A 24,633-nucleotide genomic window follows, 5' to 3' on the forward strand; every position below is an offset into this window, starting at 1 on the left:
CGAAATCTTTAGCAACACCGCCGTATACTTTTGCAAGAGTAGTACAGATAGCAGCAGTTAGAGTTGTTTTACCGTGGTCAACGTGGCCGATAGTACCAACGTTTACGTGCGGTTTCGTACGTTCAAATTTTTCTTTAGACACAATCGTGTTCCTTCCTAGTTATGATTCGCCACGTTCATTATTGAGCGAGACGCGCCAGAAATTGCTATTTTATGCGCCAACTCTCGTTAGCGCAATATTTGGACGCATTGTTCTTTCAAAAAATGAAAAAAAATGCCTTCCTTTTGTTTAACCACGCTCTGCAATGATTGCTTTTGCAACATTGTTAGGCACTTCAGCGTACTCACTAAACTCCATAGAGTAAGAAGCACGACCTTGTGTCGCAGAACGTAAATCAGTTGCGTAACCGAACATGACAGACAACGGAACTTGTGCACGAATTATCTTCAGGCCAGCTGTCCCCTCGTCCATACCTTCGATGATGCCGCGACGACGGTTAATATCGCCAACAACGTCACCCATCCAGTCTTCTGGAGTAGTTACTTCAACTTTCATCATAGGCTCAAGCAGAACCGGTTGCGCTTCAAGTGCACCCGTTCTGAAAGCCATAGAGGCAGCGATTGTAAACGCCATCTCACTTGAATCTGTTTCATGGTAAGAACCATCATATAGTGTAGCTTTGATATCCAAAACTGGATAGCCAGCAAGCACACCATTGTTCATCTGCTCTTCAACGCCTTTAGCAACTGAAGCGATAAACTCTTTCGGTACGATACCATTGGCAATTTCATCCACAAAGACAAAGCCTTCGCCAGCTTCTGATGGTTCTAGTTTCAGCCATACGTGACCGTACTGACCTTTACCACCATGTTCACGGATAAATTTACCTTCCGCTTTCGCTGTACCACGAATAGTCTCACGGTAAGCCACTTGCGGGTTACCAACGTTGCAGTTCACGCTAAATTCGCGCTTCATACGGTCAACGATGATATCTAAGTGTAGTTCACCCATACCAGAAATCAGAGTCTGGCCAGTTTCCGCATCCATATCAACGCGGAACGATGGGTCTTCCGCTGCTAGTTTACCTAGAGCGATAGTCATTTTGTCTTGATCAGCTTGAGAGCTTGGCTCTACAACGATCTGAATAACTGGGTCTGGGAACTCCATGCGCTCAAGAACAATCTTATGGTTCTGGTCACAAAGGGTTTCACCAGTAGTCACATCTTTCAGGCCAATGATGGCTGCGATGTCACCTGCTCGTACTTCTTTTACTTCTTCTCGCTTGTTTGAGTGCATTTGAACAATGCGACCTAAGCGTTCACGTTGTTTCTTCACAGAGTTATAAGCTGTTTTACCGCTTTCAACAACACCAGAGTAAACACGGATGAAAGTTAAAGTACCAACGAATGGGTCTGTTGCAATCTTAAATGCTAGCGCTGAGAACGGTTCTTTGTCGTCTGCGTGACGCTCTGCTTCGTTCTCATCTTCATCGATACCTTTAATTGCAGGTACATCGACTGGAGAAGGAAGGAAATCAACAACTGCATCTAGAACAGCTTGTACACCTTTGTTTTTGAATGCACTACCACAAGTAGCAAGTACGATTTCATTATTAAGGGTACGAGTACGAAGACCTTGTTTGATTTCAGCTTCTGTTAGTTCACCTTCTTCAAGGTACTTATCCATCAGCTCTTCATTTGCTTCTGCAGCAGCTTCAACAAGTTCTGTACGATATTCTTCAGCCATTTCTTGCATGTCTGCAGGAATATCTTCGTATGTGAAAGTCATGCCTTGGTCAGCTTCATTCCAGTTAATTGCCTTCATCTTGATAAGATCGACAACGCCTTGGAAGTTTTCTTCAGCACCAATGTTCAGTTGAATTGGAACAGGAGTTGCGCCTAAGCGGTCCTTGATCTGTTCAACTACGCGCAAGAAGTCAGCGCCGGTACGGTCCATTTTATTAACGAAAACCATACGTGGAACTTGGTACTTATCAGCTTGACGCCATACTGTCTCTGACTGAGGTTCAACACCAGATGAGCCACAAAACACAACAACTGCACCATCAAGCACACGCAGAGAACGTTCTACTTCGATTGTGAAGTCAACGTGTCCAGGAGTGTCGATGATGTTAATACGGTGGTCCGAGAACTGAGCTTCCATACCACGCCAAAACGTAGTGGTTGCTGCTGAAGTGATCGTAATACCGCGCTCTTGCTCTTGCTCCATCCAGTCCATGGTTGCTGCACCATCGTGAACTTCGCCGATTTTGTGAGAAAGACCGGTATAGAACAGAATACGTTCACTTGTGGTTGTTTTACCTGCATCTACGTGAGCAACGATACCGATATTACGGTATTGCTCTATAGGAGTTTTACGAGCCACGGTTGAATCCTCTTATTAGAGACTTAGGGACTATTGCTATGTCTAGATTAGGCGTTAAAAGCGATGCTTCGCTAAAAATTGCTTGCCCTAGAAATAGCAATAGTTCCTAGCATAAGCATAGGAACTAAAGAAGTGCTGCAAGGAACCTTGCAGCACTAAAAAGGTATTACCAACGGTAATGTGCGAACGCTTTGTTTGCGTCAGCCATGCGGTGAACGTCTTCACGTTTCTTAACCGCAGTACCTTTGTTCTCAGACGCGTCTAGCATTTCAGCAGCTAGGCGTTGAGCCATAGATTTTTCACCACGCTTACGCGCAGCTTCAACTACCCAACGCATAGCAAGAGCGTTACGGCGAACCGGACGAACTTCTACAGGTACTTGGTAAGTTGAACCACCTACACGGCGAGATTTAACTTCTACCGCTGGGCGAACATTTTCAAGAGCTTCTTCAAATACAGCTAAGTGGTCTTTACCAGACTTCTCAGCCATTGAATCTAGTGCAGTGTAAACGATTTTTTCTGCAGTAGATTTCTTTCCGTCAACCATAAGGATGTTAACGAATTTTGCCAGCAATTCAGATTTGAACTTAGGATCTGGAAGGATCTTACGCTGACCTATTACGCGACGACGTGGCATGGATATTCTCCGTTGTCTTCTTCAGGTTTTTTCCAAAACTTTTCAGAATAATAAATAAAATAGTGTTTGGCCTTACTTAACGATTTCTTTTTAAAAAAGAGAATCAATTAAGACTTAGGACGTTTCACACCGTACTTAGAACGACCTTGTTTACGGTCGTTAACGCCAGCACAGTCAAGTGCGCCGCGAACAGTGTGGTAACGAACACCCGGAAGGTCTTTTACACGACCGCCACGGATTAGTACAACACTGTGCTCTTGTAGGTTGTGGCCTTCACCGCCGATGTACGAAGTTACTTCGAAACCGTTAGTTAGACGTACACGACATACTTTACGTAGTGCCGAGTTAGGTTTTTTAGGTGTAGTAGTGTAAACACGAGTACATACACCACGTTTTTGTGGGCACGCTTCTAGTGCAGGCACGTTGCTTTTAACAACTTGCTTTACACGAGGTTTGCGAACCAACTGGTTAATAGTTGCCATTAACTAGCTCCTGAAATTTACTTGAAAGTAAGCTTTGTGAAAAATCTATCCCTAATCACAAGTCGTAATTAGGGACGCAAAATTCTATTCAGCAGTGGGAGGTGTGTCAAGAAATATACAGATCTTTTTTAGCCGTCTAGAGCTCAGGATGGTCTACTTTCAACCAAACTGATAAAACACAGCTACCAAGTGACTGATTTGTCGTTCAAAACCGTCAGTTTAACGAAGCCATCGAAGTCAACTTGATCAATGGTACTTGAGACAAGTAGTTGTAAACCTCGGCTATCGAGATCTGGTTTTAACACCGACACCTGCTCTACTGCGCAGATTTGAGTGAATAACTCATGATTGGGAAGGCAAACATACACCGCATCTTCCACCAAAAGATACTGATCTTGTGGCTGAGAATAGGTCAATGCGAGTTTAAGTTTGTCGACTGATTTTACAATATGAAGCATAGCGTCCCCTAGAAAGTCAGTATCTGTTGGCACTGAGCTAACTTCTGCGTTAACTCGTCGGCTTCAACGGTGGTCACATCGATCAGCAGGTTGTCTGCTGAAAGACCAAACTGACTCAGACTACGCTGACACACATACACCTGTTCGATGTCGTACAGGTCCATAAGTTTGAATGCAGAGATGTAGTCACGCGATAGTGTTTCGTCGGGCTGCTGCGCTTTGAGAAGCTGTGTCACGCCATCGCCAACAAAGAACACGGCAATGTCTTCACTATATGCGGACGCAGCAAGCAGGGCGTCTAACCCTTCTCTACCCGCTGCGGTCGTATGAGGGAAACTGTTAAATATAAAGGCTAACTTTCTCAAAACTGCACAACCCTATCTTGCGTTAGTAGCGCTTCCGATAAGCTCCCTAATCCGGCTTGAGTAAATCCAGTGGCTAGGTTAGAGGCACTTAGTTGATGTTGCTCTGCTTCTTCAGAGCTAATCACTCCGCGTCTTAGCGCAGCTGCCACACAGGTTTCAAGGCTAACATCGTGCTCATCAGCCAGCTTTTGCCAAGCAGAAGCTAAATCAAATTCATCGTTAGCCGGTACGGTAAGGTCTGAGCCGTTACTGACGCCATCTTGATAGAAGAACACACTGTGAAGTTTGTGGCCCTGTTTAATCAGAGCCACGGCAAACTGGTAAGCACTTCTTGCTGACTGTGAGCCATAGACTGGCCCATTCACTAGGAGTGTATAGCTTAGCAACCCTCTTCATCCTCTGTTTTACGTTGGCGGATGTATAGGTACACGGTGTGCTTAGAGATGTTCAGTCGCTCAGCAACGCGGTTGATCGCGTCTTTAATATCGAAAATACCTTTGTCGTACAGCTCCATCACGATCTGACGGTTCTTAGTATTGTTCGATACCGATTTGTCAGCGTTAATTTCTTCAATGGTGCGTTCAACCGTTTGGTCGACAAGTTCTTCAACGTCACTAGCGAAGTTAACCGATGATGCGGCTTCGTCTGCGTCTTGTGTAGGCATGAACGATTGCAGCACTTGTGAGAATGGCGCGTCTAGATTCACGTTAATACACAGTAGGCCAATCACTCGGTCTTCACCGTTGCGGATAGCAACCGTGATCGACTTCATCAACACTCCGCCTTTAGCGCGAGTGAAGTATGAACGTGAGAAGTTACGCTTAGAGCCTTCAATATCTTTTAGCATCTTCAATGCAAGATCGGTAATCGGCGAGCCAACCTGACGACCTGTATTTTCGCCGTTGGCAATTTTAATCGCAGAAGTATTGAGGTCTTCTAAAGAGTGCAAAACGATTTCACAAAACGGACCAATAAGGCTCGCAATACCGTCAACAACGGCCTCATAAGATCTTAGAATGATTTTATCGTGTTCACTGAATGGCATAACGTGGACTGATTCCATTTCAAGTAACACATCTGCATTGACTGTTTCTGTAGTAGTCACTTATTCCTTACCTTCGTGTGAAAAATCAACAAATTTATGTAAGTTTATCAGAAAATTTTAATTGCACACCTAGCTAACATTGCAACTAGTGATTTAGAACAAGTTTAAAAATCAAATACTCATCTTCAAATCATAAAAAAAGCCTAACTCAAAGTTAGGCTTTTTATTCAATCAACGTATTTTAGTACGAGGCTTTTAACCGATATTACTGTGCAGGAGCTGCTTCAGCGTTATCGATGTTTAGTAGTTCTACTTCGAATACTAGCGTTGAGTTAGCTGGGATAGTCGGTGTGTCTTGCTCACCGTATGCTAGCTCTGGCGGGATAACGAACTTGTACTTAGAACCAACTTGCATCAGTTGTACGCCTTCAGTCCAGCCTGGGATTACGCGGTTTAGTGGGAATGTTGCTGGTTCGCCACGATCGTAAGAGCTGTCGAACTGAGTACCGTCTGTTAGCGTACCTTTGTAGTGTACTTGAACGGTATCAGTGTCTTTTGGAGAAGCGCCTTCACCAGCAGTCATTACTTGGTAAAGTAGACCAGATTCAGTTTGCTTAACGCCTTCAGTTTTAGCGAACTCAGCGCGGAAGTCATCACCGGCTTTCTTCACTTCTGCAAATTTTTCTGCCGCTTGTGCTTGCATCGTTTCAGCAACACGCTTGTCTAGAGCTTCAAGAGCTGCGCGAGTTTCTTCTTCGTTCAGTGCAGTTTTCTCTGCGAATACGTCTTCGATACCTTGAAGAACCATATCTTTGTCTAGGTTAATACCTAGCTCGCTTGGCTTATCAATGCTTGTGCTTAGGTAGTTAGCGAAAGATACGCCGATTGCGTATGCCGCTTTGTCGTCTTCTGTTTTAAAGTTTACTGCTTCAACTTTAACTTCTTCTACCTGTGGAGCTTCTGCCTTTGGTTCTTCTTTCTGACAACCAACTGCTAGCATAACCGTTGCGGCAAGCAGTGATACTTTTAAAACTGATTTCATTGAATTCTCCAATTAATGGCCAAGCCATTGGTTATTGTGCACAAATCTAATGATTAGATTGGTGTGAATACGTTAGTTATAACAATATACTAGTCATATGTCTTTCGACACAAACCGGATTATTAGATGTGATGCGAATATTTTTCCACTCATTGCTATGTACAATTGTCATCACCTTGTTAAATGGTTGCTTTTTCTTCCAAGATGATGAGCAGCGTTGGGAAATTGAGCCCAATGGTGCCACCAGCTTTGCACTCAGCAGAGATGGACGCTTCGCCCTGCTCTACTCTCAGCAAAAGCAACTGCTCCTTTGGGACCTCGCCGAAGACCAAGAGTTGGCTCAGCTTGGTCCACAAGACCAGTTAGAAAACCAAGTATCGCGTATCCGTATCTCGGACAATGGCCGTTTTGCCATTACCGCTAGCCAGATGAACTTCGCCGTTTGGGACTTATCTTGGACTCAAGCACAAGGGCTCTGGTCTATCTCCGACGGCTTGATTCGCGATGTCGATATCTCTAGCAATGGTGAAAAAGTACTGCTTGGCCTTTCTAATGGAAAAGCCATCTATGTGGACTTAGTCACCGGACGCCGTCTGGAGTTCCTTGCTCACCGAGAAAAAGTGAATTCAGTCTCCCTCTCTTCTAATGGCCGCTACGCATTATCAGGCGGCAACGACTACAAAGCTTACCTTTGGGATACCGAGTCGGGCTTGGTGTTGCGCACCTTTGAGCATGAACAAAGAGTAGTACGAGTCGCGCTACAACGCGATGGTGAACTGGCTTTTACCTCTGATGGCGGCAATCAAGCGATGATTTGGGATCTTGAAACGGGCGAACCTCAAGCGCAATTGCAAAGCTGGTCTCGACAGTTGATTTTCTCGAGTGCGCGTTTTTCTGATGACGGCAGTATGTTGGTGACGGGCACACCATCCAGCCAAGTGAGTGTGTGGAATACTCAGGATGGCAAGCGAATTTCTCGCCACGATGCTGAGCCATTAAAAGATGCTCGCCCTCCTCGTGCGGTAGTGTATGATGCAGCCTTTGATGATAAGAACCGTGTGATATCGGGCACCTCTGCGGGCATTGCCCAAGCTTGGAATGTGGATTAAGAACGATGACAGAAAAGCGAGTTGAACAACTAGAAAGCCGCGTAAATGACCTAGAGTGTCAGCTAGCTTTCCAAGAACAGACCATTGAAGAACTCAATGAAGCGCTTAGCCAACAACAAATGTTAATCACGAGAATGCAAGATCAGATGAAGTTCGTGGTTGGCAAAGTAAAAAATATGGATGGCTCTAATCTAGCTGACGCATCAGAAGAGACGCCACCTCCACACTATTAAGTGCGGTTCAAAATAACCAATTAAATCTAACGACGCATATCGTTAGTTTCTCGTCCTCAATGTGTAAACACATTTCAGGACGGGACATAGAAAACTAAGAGGGCGACAGATACTTATCTGTCGCCCTTTTGTTTATTTCATCTCAGTGAATAAGCTAAAGCCAATTAAGCCGATACCAACTTAGTCGTCGGCATAAATCTTCACTTCAACACGACCTTGAGTATCAACGCTTGCACGATACATTCCTGAGCTGTTCATACCAAAATGTATATCGCCTTGGCCATCGATAGCGATCAAGCCACCTTCTCCACCCATGGTTTTCAATTCACCTTGAATGATCGTTTCACAAGCGGTGTGCACATCTTCTTTCAGATAACGCATTCGTGCTGCGACATCACTGGCGACCATTTTACGTAGGAAGAACTCACCCATCCCGGTTGTTGAGACGGCAACATTGCCATTTTCAGCGATGGTTCCTGCACCAATGATCGGAGAGTCACCCACACGACCGTATTTCTTATTGGTCACGCCACCGGTACTGGTTGCTGCCGCTAAGTTACCCGCATGGTCTAATGCGACCGCACCAACCGTGCCGTACTTTTTATCGTCGGGGTATTTCTCAGCTTGCTGCTGATCATATTTCGCTTCAGACAGAGCAAAGATGCCTTTCTCTTTCATCGACTGAAGTTGGTCATAGCGACGCTCAGTAAAGAAGTAGTCTTGCTCGGCAAAGGTGTACTCATGCTCAAACGCAAACTTCTCGGCACCTTCACCAATCAGCAACACATGGTCGCTTTTCCGCATCACATCACGTGCAAGCTCAATTGGGTTTTTGATATGGCGAACGCCTGCAATAGCACCTGCATCCATTTCGCGGCCATGCATCACAGAAGCGTCCATCTCAACAAATTCATCATGCGTTAAAACAGAGCCCCTACCGGCATTAAAGTGCGGGCTGTCTTCCATCACCTTAACCGATGCCACTACCGCATCCAGAGCATCACCACCCGATTGCAATATTTGATAACCAGCCAAAACCGATTTTTCCAAAGCCTCGGTAATACCCGCTTTTAATTCATCGCTCATTTGCTCGCGCAAGATGGTTCCTGCACCACCATGAATGGCAATTGAAAAAGGCTGTGACATACAAACTCTCCACTGACGTCGTCTTATAATGTTGTGCTATCAATACCACATCCATGGTTCGATGTCTGATAACGAAAACCAAACTTTTACGAATGCTTAGATTTGCGGACACTTAGTTTGGTAGAGAAAAGCGAGGTCAAAAAGCGAGACTCCTAAACGCAAAAAGCCTCCACAAGGGAGGCTTTCAAGATTCTTAAACTAAACCGTTAATTCGGTATTAGTGAGAACCACAGCTACCGCCGCCGCAGCAGCCGTCTTTTTTCTCTTCACCGTGGTCATGGCCTTCGCCACCACAGCAACCGCCTTCGTGGTCATGATCGTGGTCGTGACCGCCACAGCCGCCTTCTTGGTGTACGTGACCGTGTTGAACTTCTTCTTCAGTCGCTTCACGAACCGCTACAACTTCAACGTCAAACGTTAGAGTTTGGCCAGCTAGCATGTGGTTACCATCAACAACAACTTCGTCGCCATCTACTTCAGTAACTTCAACTGGGATTGGACCTTGGTCAGTATCCGCTAGGAAACGCATGCCAACTTCGATTTGCTCAACACCTTGGAATACGTCAGCAGGAACACGTTGAACTAGTGCGTCGTTGTGTTCGCCGTATGCGTCTTCTGGAGTAACAGTTGCAGAGAACTTGTCGCCAGCTACTTTGCCTTCAAGCTCTTTTTCAAGACCTGTAATTAGGTTGTTGTGACCGTGAAGGTAATCTAGTGGAGCTTCTGCAGTTGATTGGTCAACTACTACGCCATCTTCAAGTTTCACTTGATATGCAACACTAACTACTACGTTCTTTTCAATTTTCATGAGAGCTCCAAGGAGGTTTGGACTAAGCTCGAACAGTTGAGCTTAGGAAAAATTCTGTACCGGGATATTATGGGGATCAATTAACGAAACTCAATCATTCTGGCTTAAAAATACCGATCATTTCTTGATTCGCGTGTTCAGATTTCTCTACAGTTTTCGGTTTACGCTGTTCTGTGAAGTCACAATCGACACATTCCACCAGCTCGATATTATTTTCAATCCACCAACGGAGTGTGTCTTGAGTGTTGCAACTTGGGCAGCTTGCCCCTGCGATAAAGCGTTTTTTCTGTTTCACGTTCATATCCTTTACTGCTCTGGATTCGCGGTTCTTCCCACTCACTTTATTGATAAGTTAAGCAGAGACCGCGTTTATTATTAGGTTAGTTCTATAGTCTGTTATTTCTAAGCTCAAGCATGAGTTATCACTTCAAGCTACTGCCAATAGTTTCGAGATTGGTGATCGTTTTCCATCTCGTGTCCAAAGATCTCTTCAAGTTCTTTACGAGCCTCTTTCGCTCTTTGGGCTAACTCGGCATCTTCGTTATGCTGAGGCAGCAACTCTTTCAGCATACCATTATCCAACTTTCTAAAGTGTGCTTCTGCTCGCTTCGCTTTATATGGATGCATGCCAAGTTCAGTCAATGTTTGACGACCTAAATCCAATGCTCCAAGGAAGGTTTCACGCGAATAGTTACTTACACCGTGGTTAAGTAGTTGATACGCTTCAACACGGCTTCGTGCACGCGCCAAGATCTTTAAGCGTGGGAAGTGCTGCTTACATAAATCGACGGTTTTCATGATTTCATCTGGGGAGTCAGTACACAACACAATCGCCTCTGCTTTATCAGCACCGGCTGCGCGTAATAGCTCTAGGTGAGTCGAGTCTCCGTAAAACACCTTGTAGCCGAACTTTCTAAGGATGTGTATTTGGCTGGCATCACTTTCAAGGACAGTGATACGAATCTTGTTGGCATACATCAGACGACCAATGATCTGACCAAAACGACCAAAGCCCGCAATAATCACTCGAGGGCTGCGATCAACCACATCCGAAGACATCGCACTTTCACTGATTTGATTAAGCTGACGTGCAAAGAATCGGTCTTGCAGTTTAAGCATCAATGGCGTGGTCACCATAGAAAGGCTCACAACCACCAGTAAGAACGACACTTGTTCGCCACTTAAGATGCCTTGAGCACTCGCCGCAGTAAAAATAACGAAAGCGAACTCACCACCTTGGCTAAGGATCATCGCCATTCGGCTGCGTGCTTTAGCTTGAGTGCCGAAGATACGAGCCAGCGCATACAGCACCAAACCTTTCAATACGACTAGCGACGACACTGCAATAAGTATTGCGAATGGGCTTTCTGCCAGTAGACCTAGGTTTACCGCCATACCCACAGAGATAAAGAACAGACCAAGCAGTAAACCTTTGAATGGATCAATCGCGATCTCAAGCTCGTGTCGATATTCACTTTCAGCCAGAAGTACGCCCGCTAGGAAGGTACCTAATGCCATCGACAAGCCAATCCGTTGCATGATCACAGCAATACCAATCACAAGTAACAGCGCCGCGACGGTGAATAACTCACGCACACCACTCATCACTACGTATCGGAAAAGTGGTCTCAACAAGAAGTGGCCACCGACCAGTAGGCCAATCACGCCACCCAGCATCCACAGCATGTCAGCCCAGCTACCGCCGGTATTACCCGCAAGTAGAGGCAACATTGCTAGCATTGGAATAACAGCGATATCTTGGAAAAGCAGTACTGCAAAGCCCGACTGCCCGGCTTCTTTGCCGCCGAGCTCTCGCTCTTCAATAACACGCAAGGCAATCGCAGTCGAAGACAGCGCCAAACCCATACCTATCACGAGACTGGTTTGCCAGGTTAATCCAAATAGACAGGCGATGGCGGTAATAATTAGAGTGGTGATCAGCACTTGCGCGCCGCCCAACCCGAGAATGGGGGCTCGCATCTGCCACAGTTTTTTCGGGTTAAGCTCTAAACCAATCAGGAAGAGCAGCAGTACCACCCCGAATTCGGAGAAGTGCAGAATCGCCTCTACATCACTGATTAAGCCCAGCCCCCATGGGCCAATTGCCACACCTGCTAATAGGTAACCGAGGACTGAACCCAAACCAGCGCGCTGTGCGATAGGAACCGCAACCACAGCAGCCGCTAAAAATATAACGCTACTTTGTAGAAAATCATTAGTCAGAGCCATCATCTGCTCCTATATCTTGTAGCGGATCTCGCAACCAATTTCGATATTCTTCAGCGTGTTGGTAACGCGTCATATCCGAGACATTTCTAGCCCAATGTAAAACTAAAGGTGACATCCAGTGCATCTGGCACAAAGCGGCAGTTAGCTCAAACGGTTGCAAGATCTCTTGTAAGGGATACTTATTATAGCCTGCAGCACCAAACGCCTCTTCTTTACCACCCGTGGTGATAACACTGCGCCAATGCTTACCCTTAAGTGCACTCTGCTCACCGAATGCAAATCCTTTTCCTAACACACGATCAAACCACTCCTTCAATAACGAAGGACAGGAATACATAAACAGAGGATGCTGGAACACAATCACATCGTACTCTAGGAGTAAATCATGCTCATAAGGCACATCGATAAAGAAGTCTGGGTAGATGGCGTAGAGATCGTGAATTTTGACATGACCGAGCGACTCGACCTTTTTAACCATCATTTGATTAGCAATAGAGGTGTGCGGCTCTGGGTGTGCGTAGATTATTAACACCTTTGGCACGGCTTTGTCTGTCGAGGGAGTATTACTCATTCCTTTGAAACATTCCTTTGAGGGCTAAACGGTGGCAAGGCCACAAGAATTTAAGCAAAAGTTATTAATATGTTATTGGCATCATAACGCAAATTGCATTGTGATCGACTTTTATCTGGTTTCAGCCTACTATGCAGGCGTCTGTTCACCTCTAATTTCTATGCTATTTCAATTATGATTACTTTCTCTGATATTCAATTGCTACGCGGCGGTAAGCCACTCCTCGACCAAGCATCTGCGACTTTTCACCCTGGCGACAAGATCGGTTTGGTTGGTAAAAACGGCTGTGGTAAATCTACGCTATTCGCCTTAATTAAGGACGAACTGTCTATTGATGCGGGCTCATTCAGCAAACCTGCCCATTGGGAAATGGCTTGGGTTGCTCAAGAAACCCCTGCATTAGAAAGAACAGCAATTGAATACGTGATTGATGGTGACCGTGAATACCGCGGCCTTGAAGATCAACTAGAGAAAGCTGAACAAGCCGACAATGGCACATTGGTAGCAGAGATCCACGGCAAGATTGAAACCATTGGTGGTTACAGCATAAAGGCACGTGCTGCCGAGTTACTGGATGGCCTAGGCTTTAGCCAAGAACAAATGACATGGAACCTGACTCAATTCTCAGGTGGTTGGCGTATGCGTTTGAACCTAGCGCAAGCCCTACTGTGTCGCAGTGACCTACTGCTACTCGATGAGCCTACCAACCACTTGGATTTAGACGCAGTAATGTGGCTCGAGCGTTGGTTACAAAGCTACCCTGGCACGCTAGTGCTTATCTCGCACGATAGAGACTTCTTAGACCCTATCGTCAACCGCATCGTGCACGTTGAAAACCAACAGCTCAATGAGTACACGGGTAACTACTCATCGTTCGAAACCCAACGAGCGCAAAAACTGATTCTGCAACAAGCGATGTACCAAAAGCAGCAGAAACAGATGTCTCACATGCAGAGCTACATTGACCGTTTCCGTTACAAAGCTTCAAAGGCTCGCCAAGCGCAAAGCCGTATTAAAGCGCTAGAGAAAATGGAACAAGTACTACCTGCTCAGTTTGATAACCCATTCAGCTTTGAGTTTAGAGAGCCAGACGCACTACCAAACCCAATCATGATGATGGATGAGGTATCTGCGGGCTACGACGACAACCTAATTCTAGAAAAGATTCGCTTGAACCTAGTACCGGGCAGTCGTATTGGTTTGCTTGGTCGAAATGGTGCTGGTAAATCCACGCTGATTAAGTTGCTTTCAGGCGAACTGAAACAACAAGGCGGCGAACTGAGCTATTCGCAAGGCGTTAAGATTGGTTACTTTGCACAGCACCAGTTAGAAACGTTGCACCCAGAAGAAACACCGCTGCAGCACATGATGCAGATTGCCCCTAAACACACCGAGCAACAATTGCGTGATTACCTAGGTAGCTTCGGTTTCCAAGGTGAAAAAGCGCTCGATAAAGTGGCACCCTTCTCTGGTGGTGAAAAAGCGCGTTTAGTTCTGGCGCTACTGGTATGGCAAAAACCGAACCTGTTGCTACTCGATGAACCAACCAACCACTTGGATCTCGACATGCGTCAAGCGCTGACTTTTGCCCTGCAGACGTTTGAAGGCGCAATGGTTATCGTATCGCACGACCGTTACCTACTGCGTGCAACTACCGATGATTTATACCTTGTACACGACCGCCAAGTCGCACCGTTTGATGGTGACTTAAGCGATTACTACAAGTGGCTAACCGAGCAACAGAAAGTTGAGCGCAAAGAAGCACAAGCATTGGCACCAGCCAAAGACGGCGCCAACAGTGCAGCAGCGAAAAAAGAGCAGAAACGTAAAGAAGCCGAGTTCCGTAAACTGACGGCACCACTTCGTAAAAAGCTCACTCAATTTGAAAAGCAGATGGATAAATTAACGCAGGCTCTTGAAGAAGCTGAGCAAGAATTATCCGACACATCACTGTATGAAGCTGAAAATAAGGCTAAACTGAATAAAGTACTCGCTCTCCAAGCGAGCAGTAAGTCACAGCTAGAAGAAGTTGAAATGGATTGGATGTCCACTCAAGAAGAGCTTGAGCAGATGGAACAGGATATGGATAGCTTATGAGCCCAGAGCACGCCCCAATATCACTAACACTGGAACGACTATGGCAATTTAGCCTTCAGTATTACAGTGTGCGCGGTGTAAAGGATGCGTGCTTAGCTTTGCAAAACCAGTTCCACGGCAACGTCAATCTACTGCTGCTTCTCAAATGGCTTGATGAGCAGCAATTGTCTTTTGCTGAAGAAGAGTGGCATAAAGTTCAACAGTGTTTAAGCCGCTCTGAAACCCTGCTTCATAGCTATCGAGAGCTACGTAAACATCTCAAAGCACACGTTGTCGACTCTCTATACCGTGAAGCGCTAAAGTTTGAGTTACAGCTTGAAAAGCAACAACAGTCCGATCTGGTCGACTGTATAAACTCCCTACAACTGTACGCTAACCAGCAATCACCGCTCACTTTTCAGTACTGTCGTTTATTAGGGGCTGAAAACCTCTGCGACGCTTTTTCTGAACCAGCACCACAGCCCTAGCTCGTTCTCTTTCCCTTTTATTCAATCAAGATCCAAGCTTAACCTTGATATTATTCAAACGGTTACCCATAGTCTGCTTTTGTATCTCGTATAAGTGAAGCCTTGCGCTTATGCCGAGAATCAACCAAGCTCAAATAAAAACATGGGCGTTTCACTAAAAGCTCAACACTTTATCAAAGCCCATAAAAGAAGCATGGACTGTTTTATGACAATATTTACCGCAGCGGCTGGTCTCTCTAATCCGCACTTACAAACCTTAGTGCCACGGTTTATTAGAAAGCAGGCGTTATTTGATCCTCAATGGCAAACCTTAGAAACTCCCGACGGTGATTTCCTCGACCTTGCATGGAGCGAGGACCCGAAGGGAGATAGCCCCAATAGTGATAATAAAAGCAGAGGAGATGCGAATAATAAGCCCATTTTCGTTCTATTCCACGGTTTGGAAGGCAGCTTTGAAAGCCCTTACGCCAATGGACTGATGAATGCGTTTGCTAAAGATGGTTGGTTATCCGTGATGATGCACTTTAGAGGATGCAGCGGAAAACCGAATCGCTTGGCTCGCGCGTACCATTCAGGAGAAGTAGAAGATGCTCGTTTCTTTCTACGACACTTACACGCGCAATTTCCCAATAACCCAAAGGTTGCGGTTGGTATATCTCTAGGCGGAAACATGCTGGCGAACTACTTGGCTGAGTATGCGGACGACCCATTACTGTCGGCGGCAACGATAGTTTCTGCTCCTTTTGATTTAGCTTGCTGCTCCAGTCGTATTGAAAGAGGCTTCTCTAGGCTCTATAAAAAATACCTGCTCAACTCACTCAAATCGAATGCCTTGAAAAAGGTTAACCTGTTACAAGAAAAAATAGGTATCTCCGCTGAAACCATCAAAAAAATAGACAAACTGTATGAGTTTGATGAAAGGATCACTGCGCCTCTGCATGGATTTAAGAATGCTCAAGACTACTATGCTCAATGTTCAGCGCTTCCAAAACTGAATAAGATTAAGCTACCGACTCAGATCATTCATGCTAAAGACGACCCTTTCATGACTGATGATGTTATTCCAAAATTCGTACTACCAGACAATATTGATTATCGCTTGTTTCAGAAAGGTGGCCATGTGGGGTTCATTACCGGTAGCACGCTCAAGCCCAGGTTTTGGCTAGAAGAAGCATTGCCAGCCTACTATGAAAGTATCCAAGATTCGGCATAATGACCGAGCCTTTTTAAGGACTGAGTGGTAGACGTCACTAGACGCAGTAATCAACACATCAATAAACCTATTTATGAACATAAAAGAGAGAAGTATTTATGATCATCCCATGGCAAGACATTGCACCAGAAACACTGGAAAACCTCATCAAAGAGTTCGTGCTGCGTGAAGGTACAGACTACGGCGACGTAGAGGTTTCATTGCAAAACAAGATTGACCAAGTGAAACATCAATTAGCCTCAGGAGAAGTCAGTATCGTATTTTCTGAGCTGCATGAAACCGTTGATATTCAAGTCACAAAACGCTTCTAGGCTGCGCTCATAAAGGAGCCGTGTTATAGTGGTAAACGATTGCTAACAAGTAAGTTACTCAAAAGACAAGGGTTGTCATGTCCGCTAAACATCCAATTATTGCGGTGACGGGTTCATCAGGAGCCGGCACCACCACCACCTCAGAAGCCTTCCGTAAAATGTTCAATATGATGGACGTGAAGGCCGCTTGGGTTGAAGGGGATAGTTTCCATCGCTTCACTCGACCAGAGATGGATGTCGAGATCCGTAAAGCGCGCGAGCAAGGTAAGCACATCAGCTACTTTGGTCCACAAGCCAACGACTTTGGTGCGCTAGAAGAGTTCTTCCGTAAATACGGTAACGAAGGTACAGGCAAGGTACGTAGCTACCTGCACACGTTCGATGAAGCCGTTCCTTACAATCAAATGCCAGGCACCTTTACGCCATGGCAAGAGATCCCAGAAAATTCAGATGTGATGTTTTACGAAGGCCTGCACGGCGGTGTGGTTGATGGCGATATCAATGTTTCTCAACACGTCGACTTGCTGATCGGCATGGTACCTATCGTCAACTTAGAATGGATCCAGAAATTCGTTCGCGACACACGCGATCGTGGTCATTCTCGTGAAGCAGTAATGGACTCGATTGTTCGCTCGATGGATGATTACCTTAACTACATTACTCCTCAGTTTTCGCGTACTCACATCAACTTTCAGCGTGTTCCAACGGTAGACACATCAAACCCTCTCAACGCTAAAGGGATCCCAAGTTTAGACGAAAGCTTCGTTGTTATACGTTTGCGCGGCATCAAAAACGTCGATTTCCCTTACCTTTTAGCTATGATTGATGGCTCATTTATGTCTCGCCACAACACGCTTGTGGTACCAGGAGGGAAGATGAGTTTTGCTATGGAGCTCATTGTAAGGCCGATCCTACAACAACTCATCGAAACCGGAAAAATTGGTTAACAGAGCACCATTCTGGTTGATTACTTTTCATACCGTGATCATGTGCACAATTTTGCGTAAAAAATCGTAGCTTGGTCACGATTAAAATCAAGAAATAGTACCTGAAAAAGGATACTATTCTTAAACGAAACACAAGATAGCTTGCAGCGCTCAACGAGTGCTCTTATCCTACAAGTCAATCCAGGCTTAGCTAAAATACGGAAAGCGGCAAGCATACCCTGCAGAGGAAGTGAGATATTATGGTTCTAGGTAAACCTCAAACCGATCCAACATTAGAGTGGTTCCTTTCACACTGTCATATTCATAAGTACCCATCAAAAAGTACTTTGATTCATGCTGGTGAAAAGGCAGAAACCTTGTACTACATTGTTAAAGGTTCTGTGGCAGTTCTTATCAAAGACGAAGAAGGTAAGGAAATGATTCTTTCTTACCTAAACCAAGGCGACTTCATCGGTGAGCTAGGCTTATTCGAAGAAGACCAAGAGCGTACAGCTTGGGTTCGTGCAAAATCTCCTTGTGAAGTAGCTGAAATTTCTTTCAAGAAATTCCGTCAACTTATCCAAGTGAACCCAGACATCCTAATGCGTCTATCAGCGCAAATGGCAAACCGTCTACAAGTAACTAGCCAAAAAGTTGGTGACTTAGCGTTCCTTGACGTAACTGGTCGTATCGCACAAACGCTACTAAACCTAGCAAAACAACCAGATGCAATGACTCACCCTGACGGCATGCAAATCAAGATCACTCGCCAAGAGATTGGCCAGATCGTTGGTTGTTCTCGTGAGACAGTTGGTCGTATCTTGAAGATGCTAGAAGAGCAGAACCTAATTTCTGCACACGGTAAAACTATCGTGGTATATGGCACTCGTTAATCTCGATTAACTGAGCCTAAAATTTGAAAGCCACCAAATGCAAATTTGGTGGCTTTTTTGTTTTCTAAAGATCTACAAAGAAAATACGAATGAAACACCTACAGCTTCGAAGCGCAAACACTCTCGAAGCGAAGCCTATCTGCATCTTTAGGGTAAAGTCCGTACTCGTATCTTTCTTTAACCGTTAGTGCTTTCGAAGATCTTGTCAGCCGATGCTGCCACAAAACCGGTATAAAGCTCACCATTAGCCATCGCATAACGCTTAGCGAACTCATAGAAGCCTCCAGGAATCATCTCATTGCCCTCAACAAATGAAACTGGGACTTTATCTGCCATTGTTGATGATTGCTCTAATAAGACCTCTGGAGAGCCTTTAACCTGGCCACCAGATGCATTGATCGTGAAGCCTGATTCGCTCAAATAATCATTCACTGCCTGCACTTCATCAAAAGCATCGAGTTGATTAACGCTCACTGTAAAGTGGTTGGCACCGTAACCATGAGCTGCGAGCCAAGACGCGTATTCACTCTCTTTTGCAAGCACTTGGAAATCTGCGAAGCTCAAGTCCCATAGACGACCACCAAACAAGAATTCATGGCCTTGAAACTTGCTTGCATCAACCTGCTCAACTAACTTAGCAACGATCTGTTGTAATTCACTAGAACACTCTTCGACCTTCAATTCACTAATGAACACTTTTGGCTGCTTCGGGTCTGGGTGCTCGTAGTGTTTAGCCACTAGCTTCTTGCTCTCAAACAGGTAGTCGCCACACGCCTTGTAACCCAGTTCCAGGAAAGGCTTAGCTAGTGTTTCAATACCGAGAGGGGCAACATTAAAAGTACGCAGTGCAATATGGTCGTTGATCAGCGCTTCATCTTCTTTCAGCAAGTGATGCACTTTCTCAGCCGATGGACAAAGCCTGTGAATGTAATCGTCCCAAAGTGATTTAAAGAGTAGATCGGGCGTCATGGTGACTCCTTGTCAAAGGTTCTAGCAAGCTAGTAATTTGGATAAGAGAGGGAGAGGCTGAGACACAGAGTCAGCAGCCATCAGCCTGTGACATACTTTTTCTATTATTATCTACCGCCCAATCTAGGTGTCGGACGTGATGGAAAAGGAAAGCGATAACACCACTTCCCTATTTCAAGCTTAACGCATGAGCCTAAGACTCATTAGCCTAAATTAAAGCTCAATACCCGGGCTAAACGTTGCTGGAAGTTGAGTTTCACCGCCTTCCATTGAAGCCATAGGATAAGCACAGTAGTCCGCCGCATAGTAAGCACTTGGGCGTAGGTTGCCTGAAGCACCCGGACCACCAAATGGTGCATCACCACTTGCGCCAGTTAGCTGACGGTTACGGTTAACAATACCCGCACGGATATGGTCAACGAAGTATTCCCATTCAGAATCATCTGTTGATACAAGACCCGCAGACAAACCAAAACGAGTGTCGTTAGCTAGCTCAACCGCTTGCTTTAGCGATTGGTAACGAACCACTTGTAGCAGTGGACCGAAGTACTCTTCATCCGGCAGCTCAGCAATGTTGGTTGCGTCGATAATACCCGGAGAAACAAACGCCGCTTGACCCGCTTTTGCTTCTACTAGGCTGACGCCGCCTAACGATTGTAGATTCGCTTGCGCGTCCAGAATGAACTTAGCCGCAGCTTCAGAGATCTGAGGACCCATGAAGGGTGCTGGTTCAGCGAATGGCTGATCAACACGAATCTTTTGCGTCGCTGCGACCAGCTTATCGAGTAGCAGATCCCCCTTCTCGCCAACAGGCACGTACAAACGACGAGCACATGTACAACGTTGACCCGCACTGATGAACGCCGATTGGATAATGGTGTATACCGTTGCGTCTGCGTCACCATATTGGTCACTGATCACCATAGGGTTATTGCCACCCATCTCTAGTGCCAGCATCTTGCCCGGTTGGCCCGCGAATTGACGATGCAGGATATGCCCAGTATTAGCGCTACCTGTGAACAGCACGCCATCAAGACCTTTAGCATCGGCCAGTGCGATACCTGTCTCTTTAGCGCCTTGTACTAAGTTGATTACGCCAGCAGGAAGACCCGCTTCTTGCCATAATTTCATCGCAAACTCACCCGTCCAAGGTGTCTGCTCTGAAGGCTTAAATACCACGGTATTACCCGATAGCAGTGCAGGAACAATATGACCGTTAGGTAGGTGACCAGGGAAGTTATAAGGACCAAATACTGCCATCACGCCTAATGGACGGTGACGCAGTACAATCTGGTTGCCTGCCGCTTCACGAGAAGCTTCACCGGTACGCTCATGGTAAGCACGAATTGAAATAGCAATCTTGCCCGCCATTGCGCCCGCTTCAGTGCGAGTTTCCCAAATCGGTTTACCCGTCTCTTTCGCGATGATTTGCGCGATTTCTTCGCTGTTCTCTTTAACTTTCTCAGCAAAGTTCAACACGATCGCTTCACGCTCTGCAAAGCTCAGTTTTTTCCAAACCAAGAAGGCTTCACGAGCTGCTGCTACTGCAGATTCAACCTGTGCTGGTGTCGCGCTATCACCCTGCCACACTACTTCATTGTTGTATGGGCTTACTGATGTCATGGCGTCACCTTGACCTGCCACCCACTGTCCTGCTATCCACTGAGTCATACTTCTATCCTTAAAATCTTCGACAGATAATCGCCGCTCTTATTGAGCCAACATGCGAACGAATTCGCCTTCTTTTACTTCAAGAGCGCTTGCTACTTCAGATGATAAAATCACTGTGTCGCTTGCTTGGTCATACGCACCTTTCGCGGCTACTGCGCGGAAGTTCTCAAACGAGGTATTACCAATTAGGAAGTCTTTAGAGCTAGAGTGCTCTGCAATTTGAACCTGTGCTCGAATTGAGTGACGCACAGATTCGATATTTCTTAGATCACACTCAACCGTTGGGCCCCCATCAAAGATGTCGACATAGCCACGGTTGGTGAAACCTTCACGTTCCAGCAACTTAAGTGCAGGGCGCGTATTGTCATGAACCTCTCCGATCACAGCTTGAGCTTCTTTGCTCAGTAGGTTCACGTAGATAGGTAGCTTAGGCATTAGGTCAGCAATGAAGCCTTTCTTACCAATACCGGTTAGGTAATCGGCAAGCGTGAAGTCAATCGAGAAGAAATGTTCTTGCAGCCATTGCCAGAAAGGAGAATTGCCTTCCGCATCTGATACACCACGCATCTCAGCAAAGATCGTTTTTGAGAAACGCTCTGGGTGCTCAGCCATCAGTAGGAAACGACACTTAGACATCAGTCGACCGTTTAAGCCTTTGCGGTAATCAGGACGTAAGAACAGCGTACAAATTTCGCTGCAGCCTGTGTAGTTATTACCAAACGTCAACAGCTTAACCACGTTATTCACTTTAAGGCGCTGTGAAGAGTGAACCACTTTACTGATGTGGTACGAGTAAAAAGGCACATCCCAGCCAATGGAAGCTTCGACACCCGTTGTACCAGCAACTTCGCCAGTTTCAGCGTCGAAACCCACCATTAGATAGCCTTCATCACCGGGTTCGGTCACGTCTGCTTTCGCAAAGCTGTATTCAGAATGAGTAATACGGTTGGTTAACAGTTCTTCGTTAACCGGAAGAGATGTGAATCCATGACCTGATTCAACTGCACAGGTGTGCAGCGCATCGTAATCAGACAGTTTTATTGGGCGAACAACTAGCATCAATATTCCCTCCAGATGCAAAATAGGCCCAAAACCAGAAGCTTGGGCCTTTAGCAGTACGTCATGAGATCGCTCTAATGGCGATCATTCCTATGACGCCGCTCAGGCTAAACTAGCGTAGCGATTGCTTTGTCTAGTTTTGATAAACCTTCTTCAATTTCTTGTTTAGTGATAACCAGTGATGGAGTAAAACGAACCACGTTTGCACCCGCAACCAGTACCATTAGGCCTTGCTCGCCTGCTGCTACTAATACGTCACGCGCACGCCCTTGCCATTCGTCATTCAGTGCAGCACCTAACAATAGGCCTTTACCACGAACTTCACTGAATATTTGGTATTTGTCGTTAATCTTAGTTAGACCATCACGGAATAGCGCTTCACGCTCTTTTACGCCTTCTAGAGTCTCAGGTTGGCTAACTACGTCAACCACTGCTTCAGCTACCGCACACGCCAGTGGGTTACCACCGTATGTAGAACCGTGCGTACCAACCTTAAGGTGTGTAGCCAGTTCAGACGTCGTCAGCATTGCGCCGATAGGGAAACCGCCACCTAGAGACTTCGCTGTGCTTAGAATGTCTGGCGTCACGCCCAGACCTTGGTAAGCATAGAAGTTACCAGTACGACCATTACCTGTTTGTACTTCATCAAAAATCAACAATGCATTGTGCTTGTCACACAGTTCACGAACCGTATTCACGAACTCAGCCGTTGGAGAGATGATACCGCCCTCGCCTTGCAGAGGTTCCATCATGATGGCACAAGTGCGATCAGAGATATGCGCTTCTAGAGCGGCAATATCGTTGTAAGGTAGGTGAGTTACATCGCCAGGTTTTGGACCGAAGCCATCTGAGTAAGCTTCTTGACCACCAACGGTTACAGTAAAGAAAGTACGACCGTGGAAACCTTGTTTGAATGCAATGATTTCAGATTTCTCAGGACCGTGAACATCCGCAGCCCAACGACGAGCTAGCTTAAGTGCTGCTTCGTTCGCTTCTGCACCAGAGTTCGCAAAGAATACTTTTTCTGCAAAACATACGTCAGTTAGCTTCTTCGCTAGACGCAGTGCAGGTTCGTTAGTCATTACATTACTTAGGTGCCAAATCTTGTTTGCTTGCTCGGTAACAGCATTAACCATTGCTGGGTGACAGTGACCCAAACAGCTCACAGCGATACCACCAGCAAAGTCGATATACTCTCGGCCTTGTTGGTCCCAAACGCGTGCGCCTTCCCCTTTTACTGGGATCATTTCCATTGGGTTATAACAAGGCACCATCACCTCATTAAACAGACTACGTTCTACTTTATTTTCCACTGTCATCGTACATTCCTTCTCGATACCGCAAGCTTCGCAAATAAGCGTAATGGTTCATAAGTGAGACAAAGATATTTTGTCTCGCCATAATCCCGCTGCAGCATTATATTTACATTTAATTAACCTTTTCAATAGTAGATTATTCTTTAGCCATCCCTTACAACCAGCTAAACGTCACTACCTATGACTATTTATGCATCAATTAATCTGTTTTATGAAGCTTTTTTTACCTAAACGTATAACCAGCAACAGCAAAGCCTTACTGGCATTGCGGTATATTGGGTTCGAGACGAAATAACGCGAATAATTTTGCATAGGCTAAAAACTTAGCCTGACGAGGGAGAAATGTTATAAAAAGTGATCGGCGTCAGAGGGATGAAGACGCGTAGCGCCCGAATTTAAACGCTTAACGGGTAATGGAATACGTTAAACTGGCTTATTTAGACGGAGAAAGAGTCAAATTTAAACACTCAGCGTGCTAGGAAGTTAGCGAGAAGCTGGTGTCCTTGCTCTGTTTTAATCGATTCAGGGTGAAATTGGACGGCATCAATCGGCAAGGTTTTGTGTTGATAACCCATGATCTCATCCATGCTACCATCTTCAAATTCCGTCCAAGACGTCAGCTCAAAACAGTCTGGTAATGTGCCGTTTTTCACCACTAAAGAGTGGTAACGAGTCACAGTCAGAGGGTTATTGAGACCTTGAAAAACACTCTTCCCGTTATGACGAATAGGCGAGGTTTTACCGTGCATCACTTGTCTGGCTCTCACCACTTCACCACCAAAGACTTGAGCAATGGCTTGATGACCAAGACACACACCTAAGATCGGCAACTTACCCACGAAGTGCTCAATGACTTGCAGAGAGATACCCGCATCATTCGGCGTACAAGGACCCGGAGAGATAACAAGATGGCTAGGGTTCAGCGATTCTATACCCGCAATATCAATCTCATCGTTGCGAACAACTTTCACAGTGACCCCTAACTCACAGAAATACTGATACAAGTTATAGGTAAAAGAGTCGTAGTTATCGATGATAAGTAACATGGGTCGAAATCGTTTGCTAAATACTAAATGATTGAGAGATATAGGGGCGGTATTGTGCAATACCCATGGCGAAAGGCAAGTGGAAACTGCATTTCGCCAATAATTAAGGCCAACCTAAGTTGACCTTAATTGTTTACAGATAGCCCTAAGTTAT

The 24,633-nt window shown here is 45.7% G+C and carries 27 protein-coding genes; 8 read left to right on the plus strand and 19 right to left on the minus strand.

What is annotated here, in order from left to right; genetic code table 11:
• The 9 genes from AB4507_RS07565 to fkpA all read right to left on the minus strand — a co-directional run.
• Positions 1-142 (minus strand): GTP-binding protein (locus tag AB4507_RS07565; RefSeq protein WP_242456805.1); only part of this gene is annotated, 142 nt, incomplete at its 3' end.
• 147 nt (positions 143-289) lie between these two features.
• Complete coding sequence (fusA, locus tag AB4507_RS07570) at positions 290-2,386, minus strand: elongation factor G (RefSeq protein ID WP_017061101.1); 2,097 nt, start codon at positions 2,384-2,386, stop codon at positions 290-292.
• 166 nt (positions 2,387-2,552) lie between these two features.
• Complete coding sequence (gene rpsG, locus AB4507_RS07575) at positions 2,553-3,023, minus strand: 30S ribosomal protein S7 (RefSeq protein ID WP_010435163.1); 471 nt, start codon at positions 3,021-3,023, stop codon at positions 2,553-2,555.
• Positions 3,024-3,130: 107 nt separating this feature from the next.
• Positions 3,131-3,505, minus strand: coding sequence for a 30S ribosomal protein S12 (gene rpsL / locus AB4507_RS07580; protein ID WP_004737194.1), 375 nt, complete (start codon positions 3,503-3,505; stop codon positions 3,131-3,133).
• A 182-nt stretch (positions 3,506-3,687) separates the two neighbouring features.
• Positions 3,688-3,963, minus strand: coding sequence for a sulfurtransferase complex subunit TusB (tusB, locus tag AB4507_RS07585; RefSeq protein WP_017063711.1), 276 nt, complete (start codon positions 3,961-3,963; stop codon positions 3,688-3,690).
• An 8-nt stretch (positions 3,964-3,971) separates the two neighbouring features.
• Positions 3,972-4,328, minus strand: a complete 357-nt coding sequence (tusC, locus tag AB4507_RS07590; protein WP_017063710.1) for a sulfurtransferase complex subunit TusC — start codon at positions 4,326-4,328, stop codon at positions 3,972-3,974.
• Positions 4,325-4,714 carry a sulfurtransferase complex subunit TusD gene (gene tusD, locus AB4507_RS07595; protein ID WP_017063709.1) on the minus strand — a complete coding sequence of 130 codons (390 nt, stop codon included), beginning with the start codon at positions 4,712-4,714 and terminating at the stop codon, positions 4,325-4,327. Before tusD ends, tusC begins: the two co-directional genes overlap by 4 nt.
• Positions 4,708-5,433 (minus strand): transcriptional regulator, encoded by a 726-nt coding sequence (locus tag AB4507_RS07600; RefSeq protein WP_004729851.1) that lies wholly within the window; start codon positions 5,431-5,433, stop codon positions 4,708-4,710. The genes tusD and AB4507_RS07600 overlap by 7 nt, the downstream gene beginning before the upstream one ends.
• Before the next feature lie 205 nt (positions 5,434-5,638).
• A complete protein-coding gene (fkpA, locus tag AB4507_RS07605; RefSeq protein ID WP_372182477.1) occupies positions 5,639-6,415 on the minus strand; it encodes an FKBP-type peptidyl-prolyl cis-trans isomerase in 777 nt (258 codons plus the stop codon).
• 131 nt (positions 6,416-6,546) lie between these two features.
• On the opposite strand from fkpA, the gene AB4507_RS07610 reads away from it, so the two are divergent.
• Together AB4507_RS07610 and AB4507_RS07615 are read left to right on the plus strand one after the other, a co-directional pair.
• The gene (locus AB4507_RS07610; RefSeq protein ID WP_017063707.1) at positions 6,547-7,524 is read left to right on the plus strand and encodes a WD40 repeat domain-containing protein; all 978 of its coding nucleotides are present in this window, start codon (positions 6,547-6,549) and stop codon (positions 7,522-7,524) included.
• Between the two features lie 5 nt (positions 7,525-7,529).
• Positions 7,530-7,757 (plus strand): SlyX family protein, encoded by a 228-nt coding sequence (locus tag AB4507_RS07615; RefSeq protein WP_009848930.1) that lies wholly within the window; start codon positions 7,530-7,532, stop codon positions 7,755-7,757.
• Between the two features lie 180 nt (positions 7,758-7,937).
• Here AB4507_RS07615 and AB4507_RS07620 read toward each other — a convergent pair whose 3' ends face one another.
• The 5 genes from AB4507_RS07620 to kefG form a co-directional block, all read right to left on the minus strand.
• Positions 7,938-8,903, minus strand: a complete 966-nt coding sequence (locus AB4507_RS07620) for an isoaspartyl peptidase/L-asparaginase family protein (protein WP_372182478.1) — start codon at positions 8,901-8,903, stop codon at positions 7,938-7,940.
• A 217-nt stretch (positions 8,904-9,120) separates the two neighbouring features.
• Positions 9,121-9,711 carry a peptidylprolyl isomerase gene (gene slyD / locus AB4507_RS07625; RefSeq protein ID WP_017061108.1) on the minus strand — a complete coding sequence of 197 codons (591 nt, stop codon included), beginning with the start codon at positions 9,709-9,711 and terminating at the stop codon, positions 9,121-9,123.
• A gap of 94 nt (positions 9,712-9,805) precedes the next feature.
• On the minus strand, positions 9,806-10,006 hold the full coding sequence (locus AB4507_RS07630) for a YheV family putative zinc ribbon protein (RefSeq protein WP_029235422.1): 201 nt from the start codon (positions 10,004-10,006) through the stop codon (positions 9,806-9,808).
• A gap of 137 nt (positions 10,007-10,143) precedes the next feature.
• Positions 10,144-11,940 (minus strand): glutathione-regulated potassium-efflux system protein KefB, encoded by a 1,797-nt coding sequence (kefB, locus tag AB4507_RS07635; RefSeq protein ID WP_017063703.1) that lies wholly within the window; start codon positions 11,938-11,940, stop codon positions 10,144-10,146.
• Positions 11,927-12,511, minus strand: coding sequence for a glutathione-regulated potassium-efflux system ancillary protein KefG (kefG, locus tag AB4507_RS07640; protein WP_372182480.1), 585 nt, complete (start codon positions 12,509-12,511; stop codon positions 11,927-11,929). Before kefG ends, kefB begins: the two co-directional genes overlap by 14 nt.
• 174 nt (positions 12,512-12,685) lie before the next feature.
• On the opposite strand from kefG, the gene AB4507_RS07645 reads away from it, so the two are divergent.
• The 6 genes from AB4507_RS07645 (at position 12,686) to crp (ending at position 18,418) form a co-directional block, all read left to right on the plus strand.
• Positions 12,686-14,608, plus strand: coding sequence for an ABC transporter ATP-binding protein (locus AB4507_RS07645; protein WP_017061112.1), 1,923 nt, complete (start codon positions 12,686-12,688; stop codon positions 14,606-14,608).
• Complete coding sequence (locus AB4507_RS07650; RefSeq protein WP_017066206.1) at positions 14,605-15,075, plus strand: TIGR02444 family protein; 471 nt, start codon at positions 14,605-14,607, stop codon at positions 15,073-15,075. The genes AB4507_RS07645 and AB4507_RS07650 overlap by 4 nt, the downstream gene beginning before the upstream one ends.
• Before the next feature lie 205 nt (positions 15,076-15,280).
• Positions 15,281-16,288 carry a hydrolase gene (locus tag AB4507_RS07655; RefSeq protein ID WP_372182481.1) on the plus strand — a complete coding sequence of 336 codons (1,008 nt, stop codon included), beginning with the start codon at positions 15,281-15,283 and terminating at the stop codon, positions 16,286-16,288.
• 98 nt (positions 16,289-16,386) lie between these two features.
• Entirely contained in the window at positions 16,387-16,599 is a 213-nt protein-coding gene (locus AB4507_RS07660) for a YheU family protein (RefSeq protein WP_010435208.1), read from the plus strand.
• Between the two features lie 77 nt (positions 16,600-16,676).
• Positions 16,677-17,546 (plus strand): phosphoribulokinase, encoded by an 870-nt coding sequence (locus tag AB4507_RS07665; RefSeq protein ID WP_010435210.1) that lies wholly within the window; start codon positions 16,677-16,679, stop codon positions 17,544-17,546.
• A 239-nt stretch (positions 17,547-17,785) separates the two neighbouring features.
• Positions 17,786-18,418, plus strand: coding sequence for a cAMP-activated global transcriptional regulator CRP (gene crp / locus AB4507_RS07670; protein ID WP_004729651.1), 633 nt, complete (start codon positions 17,786-17,788; stop codon positions 18,416-18,418).
• A gap of 177 nt (positions 18,419-18,595) precedes the next feature.
• On the opposite strand, the gene AB4507_RS07675 is transcribed toward crp, so the two are convergent.
• The 5 genes from AB4507_RS07675 to AB4507_RS07695 all read right to left on the minus strand — a co-directional run bounded on the left by AB4507_RS07675 (position 18,596) and on the right by AB4507_RS07695 (position 24,479).
• A complete protein-coding gene (locus AB4507_RS07675) occupies positions 18,596-19,387 on the minus strand; it encodes a DUF1338 domain-containing protein (RefSeq protein WP_372182482.1) in 792 nt (263 codons plus the stop codon).
• Positions 19,388-19,600: 213 nt separating this feature from the next.
• The gene (gene astD / locus AB4507_RS07680) at positions 19,601-21,058 is read right to left on the minus strand and encodes a succinylglutamate-semialdehyde dehydrogenase (RefSeq protein WP_017071310.1); all 1,458 of its coding nucleotides are present in this window, start codon (positions 21,056-21,058) and stop codon (positions 19,601-19,603) included.
• 39 nt (positions 21,059-21,097) lie between these two features.
• A complete protein-coding gene (astA, locus tag AB4507_RS07685) occupies positions 21,098-22,117 on the minus strand; it encodes an arginine N-succinyltransferase (protein WP_372182484.1) in 1,020 nt (339 codons plus the stop codon).
• A 107-nt stretch (positions 22,118-22,224) separates the two neighbouring features.
• The gene (locus AB4507_RS07690; RefSeq protein WP_372182485.1) at positions 22,225-23,436 is read right to left on the minus strand and encodes an aspartate aminotransferase family protein; all 1,212 of its coding nucleotides are present in this window, start codon (positions 23,434-23,436) and stop codon (positions 22,225-22,227) included.
• A gap of 464 nt (positions 23,437-23,900) precedes the next feature.
• Positions 23,901-24,479: an aminodeoxychorismate/anthranilate synthase component II gene (locus tag AB4507_RS07695; protein ID WP_010435229.1), complete on the minus strand. Its 579-nt coding sequence runs from the start codon at positions 24,477-24,479 to the stop codon at positions 23,901-23,903.
• Positions 24,480-24,633: the final 154 nt, after the last annotated feature.

This window comes from Vibrio sp. 10N.222.54.A3 (assembly GCF_041474095.1).
GTDB classification, from domain to species: Bacteria; Pseudomonadota; Gammaproteobacteria; order Enterobacterales; family Vibrionaceae; genus Vibrio; species Vibrio crassostreae_C.

What these genes read in the sequence shown, in the direction of transcription:
- astA (WP_372182484.1), bottom strand. Translation starts at nt 22,117, where the DNA reads ATGCTAGTTGTTCGCCCAATAAAACTGTCTGATTACGATGCGCTGCAC.
- tusB (WP_017063711.1), bottom strand. Translation starts at nt 3,963, where the DNA reads ATGCTTCATATTGTAAAATCAGTCGACAAACTTAAACTCGCATTGACC.
- AB4507_RS07675 (WP_372182482.1), bottom strand. Translation starts at nt 19,387, where the DNA reads ATGACGCCCGATCTACTCTTTAAATCACTTTGGGACGATTACATTCAC.
- AB4507_RS07695 (WP_010435229.1), bottom strand. Translation starts at nt 24,479, where the DNA reads ATGTTACTTATCATCGATAACTACGACTCTTTTACCTATAACTTGTAT.
- fkpA (WP_372182477.1), bottom strand. Translation starts at nt 6,415, where the DNA reads ATGAAATCAGTTTTAAAAGTATCACTGCTTGCCGCAACGGTTATGCTA.
- crp (WP_004729651.1), top strand. Translation starts at nt 17,786, where the DNA reads ATGGTTCTAGGTAAACCTCAAACCGATCCAACATTAGAGTGGTTCCTT.
- kefG (WP_372182480.1), bottom strand. Translation starts at nt 12,511, where the DNA reads ATGAGTAATACTCCCTCGACAGACAAAGCCGTGCCAAAGGTGTTAATA.
- AB4507_RS07645 (WP_017061112.1), top strand. Translation starts at nt 12,686, where the DNA reads ATGATTACTTTCTCTGATATTCAATTGCTACGCGGCGGTAAGCCACTC.
- astD (WP_017071310.1), bottom strand. Translation starts at nt 21,058, where the DNA reads ATGACTCAGTGGATAGCAGGACAGTGGGTGGCAGGTCAAGGTGACGCC.
- AB4507_RS07650 (WP_017066206.1), top strand. Translation starts at nt 14,605, where the DNA reads ATGAGCCCAGAGCACGCCCCAATATCACTAACACTGGAACGACTATGG.
- AB4507_RS07615 (WP_009848930.1), top strand. Translation starts at nt 7,530, where the DNA reads ATGACAGAAAAGCGAGTTGAACAACTAGAAAGCCGCGTAAATGACCTA.
- AB4507_RS07610 (WP_017063707.1), top strand. Translation starts at nt 6,547, where the DNA reads ATGCGAATATTTTTCCACTCATTGCTATGTACAATTGTCATCACCTTG.
- rpsL (WP_004737194.1), bottom strand. Translation starts at nt 3,505, where the DNA reads ATGGCAACTATTAACCAGTTGGTTCGCAAACCTCGTGTAAAGCAAGTT.
- kefB (WP_017063703.1), bottom strand. Translation starts at nt 11,940, where the DNA reads ATGGCTCTGACTAATGATTTTCTACAAAGTAGCGTTATATTTTTAGCG.
- slyD (WP_017061108.1), bottom strand. Translation starts at nt 9,711, where the DNA reads ATGAAAATTGAAAAGAACGTAGTAGTTAGTGTTGCATATCAAGTGAAA.
- AB4507_RS07690 (WP_372182485.1), bottom strand. Translation starts at nt 23,436, where the DNA reads ATGACAGTGGAAAATAAAGTAGAACGTAGTCTGTTTAATGAGGTGATG.
- AB4507_RS07655 (WP_372182481.1), top strand. Translation starts at nt 15,281, where the DNA reads ATGACAATATTTACCGCAGCGGCTGGTCTCTCTAATCCGCACTTACAA.
- rpsG (WP_010435163.1), bottom strand. Translation starts at nt 3,023, where the DNA reads ATGCCACGTCGTCGCGTAATAGGTCAGCGTAAGATCCTTCCAGATCCT.
- AB4507_RS07620 (WP_372182478.1), bottom strand. Translation starts at nt 8,903, where the DNA reads ATGTCACAGCCTTTTTCAATTGCCATTCATGGTGGTGCAGGAACCATC.
- AB4507_RS07660 (WP_010435208.1), top strand. Translation starts at nt 16,387, where the DNA reads ATGATCATCCCATGGCAAGACATTGCACCAGAAACACTGGAAAACCTC.
- AB4507_RS07665 (WP_010435210.1), top strand. Translation starts at nt 16,677, where the DNA reads ATGTCCGCTAAACATCCAATTATTGCGGTGACGGGTTCATCAGGAGCC.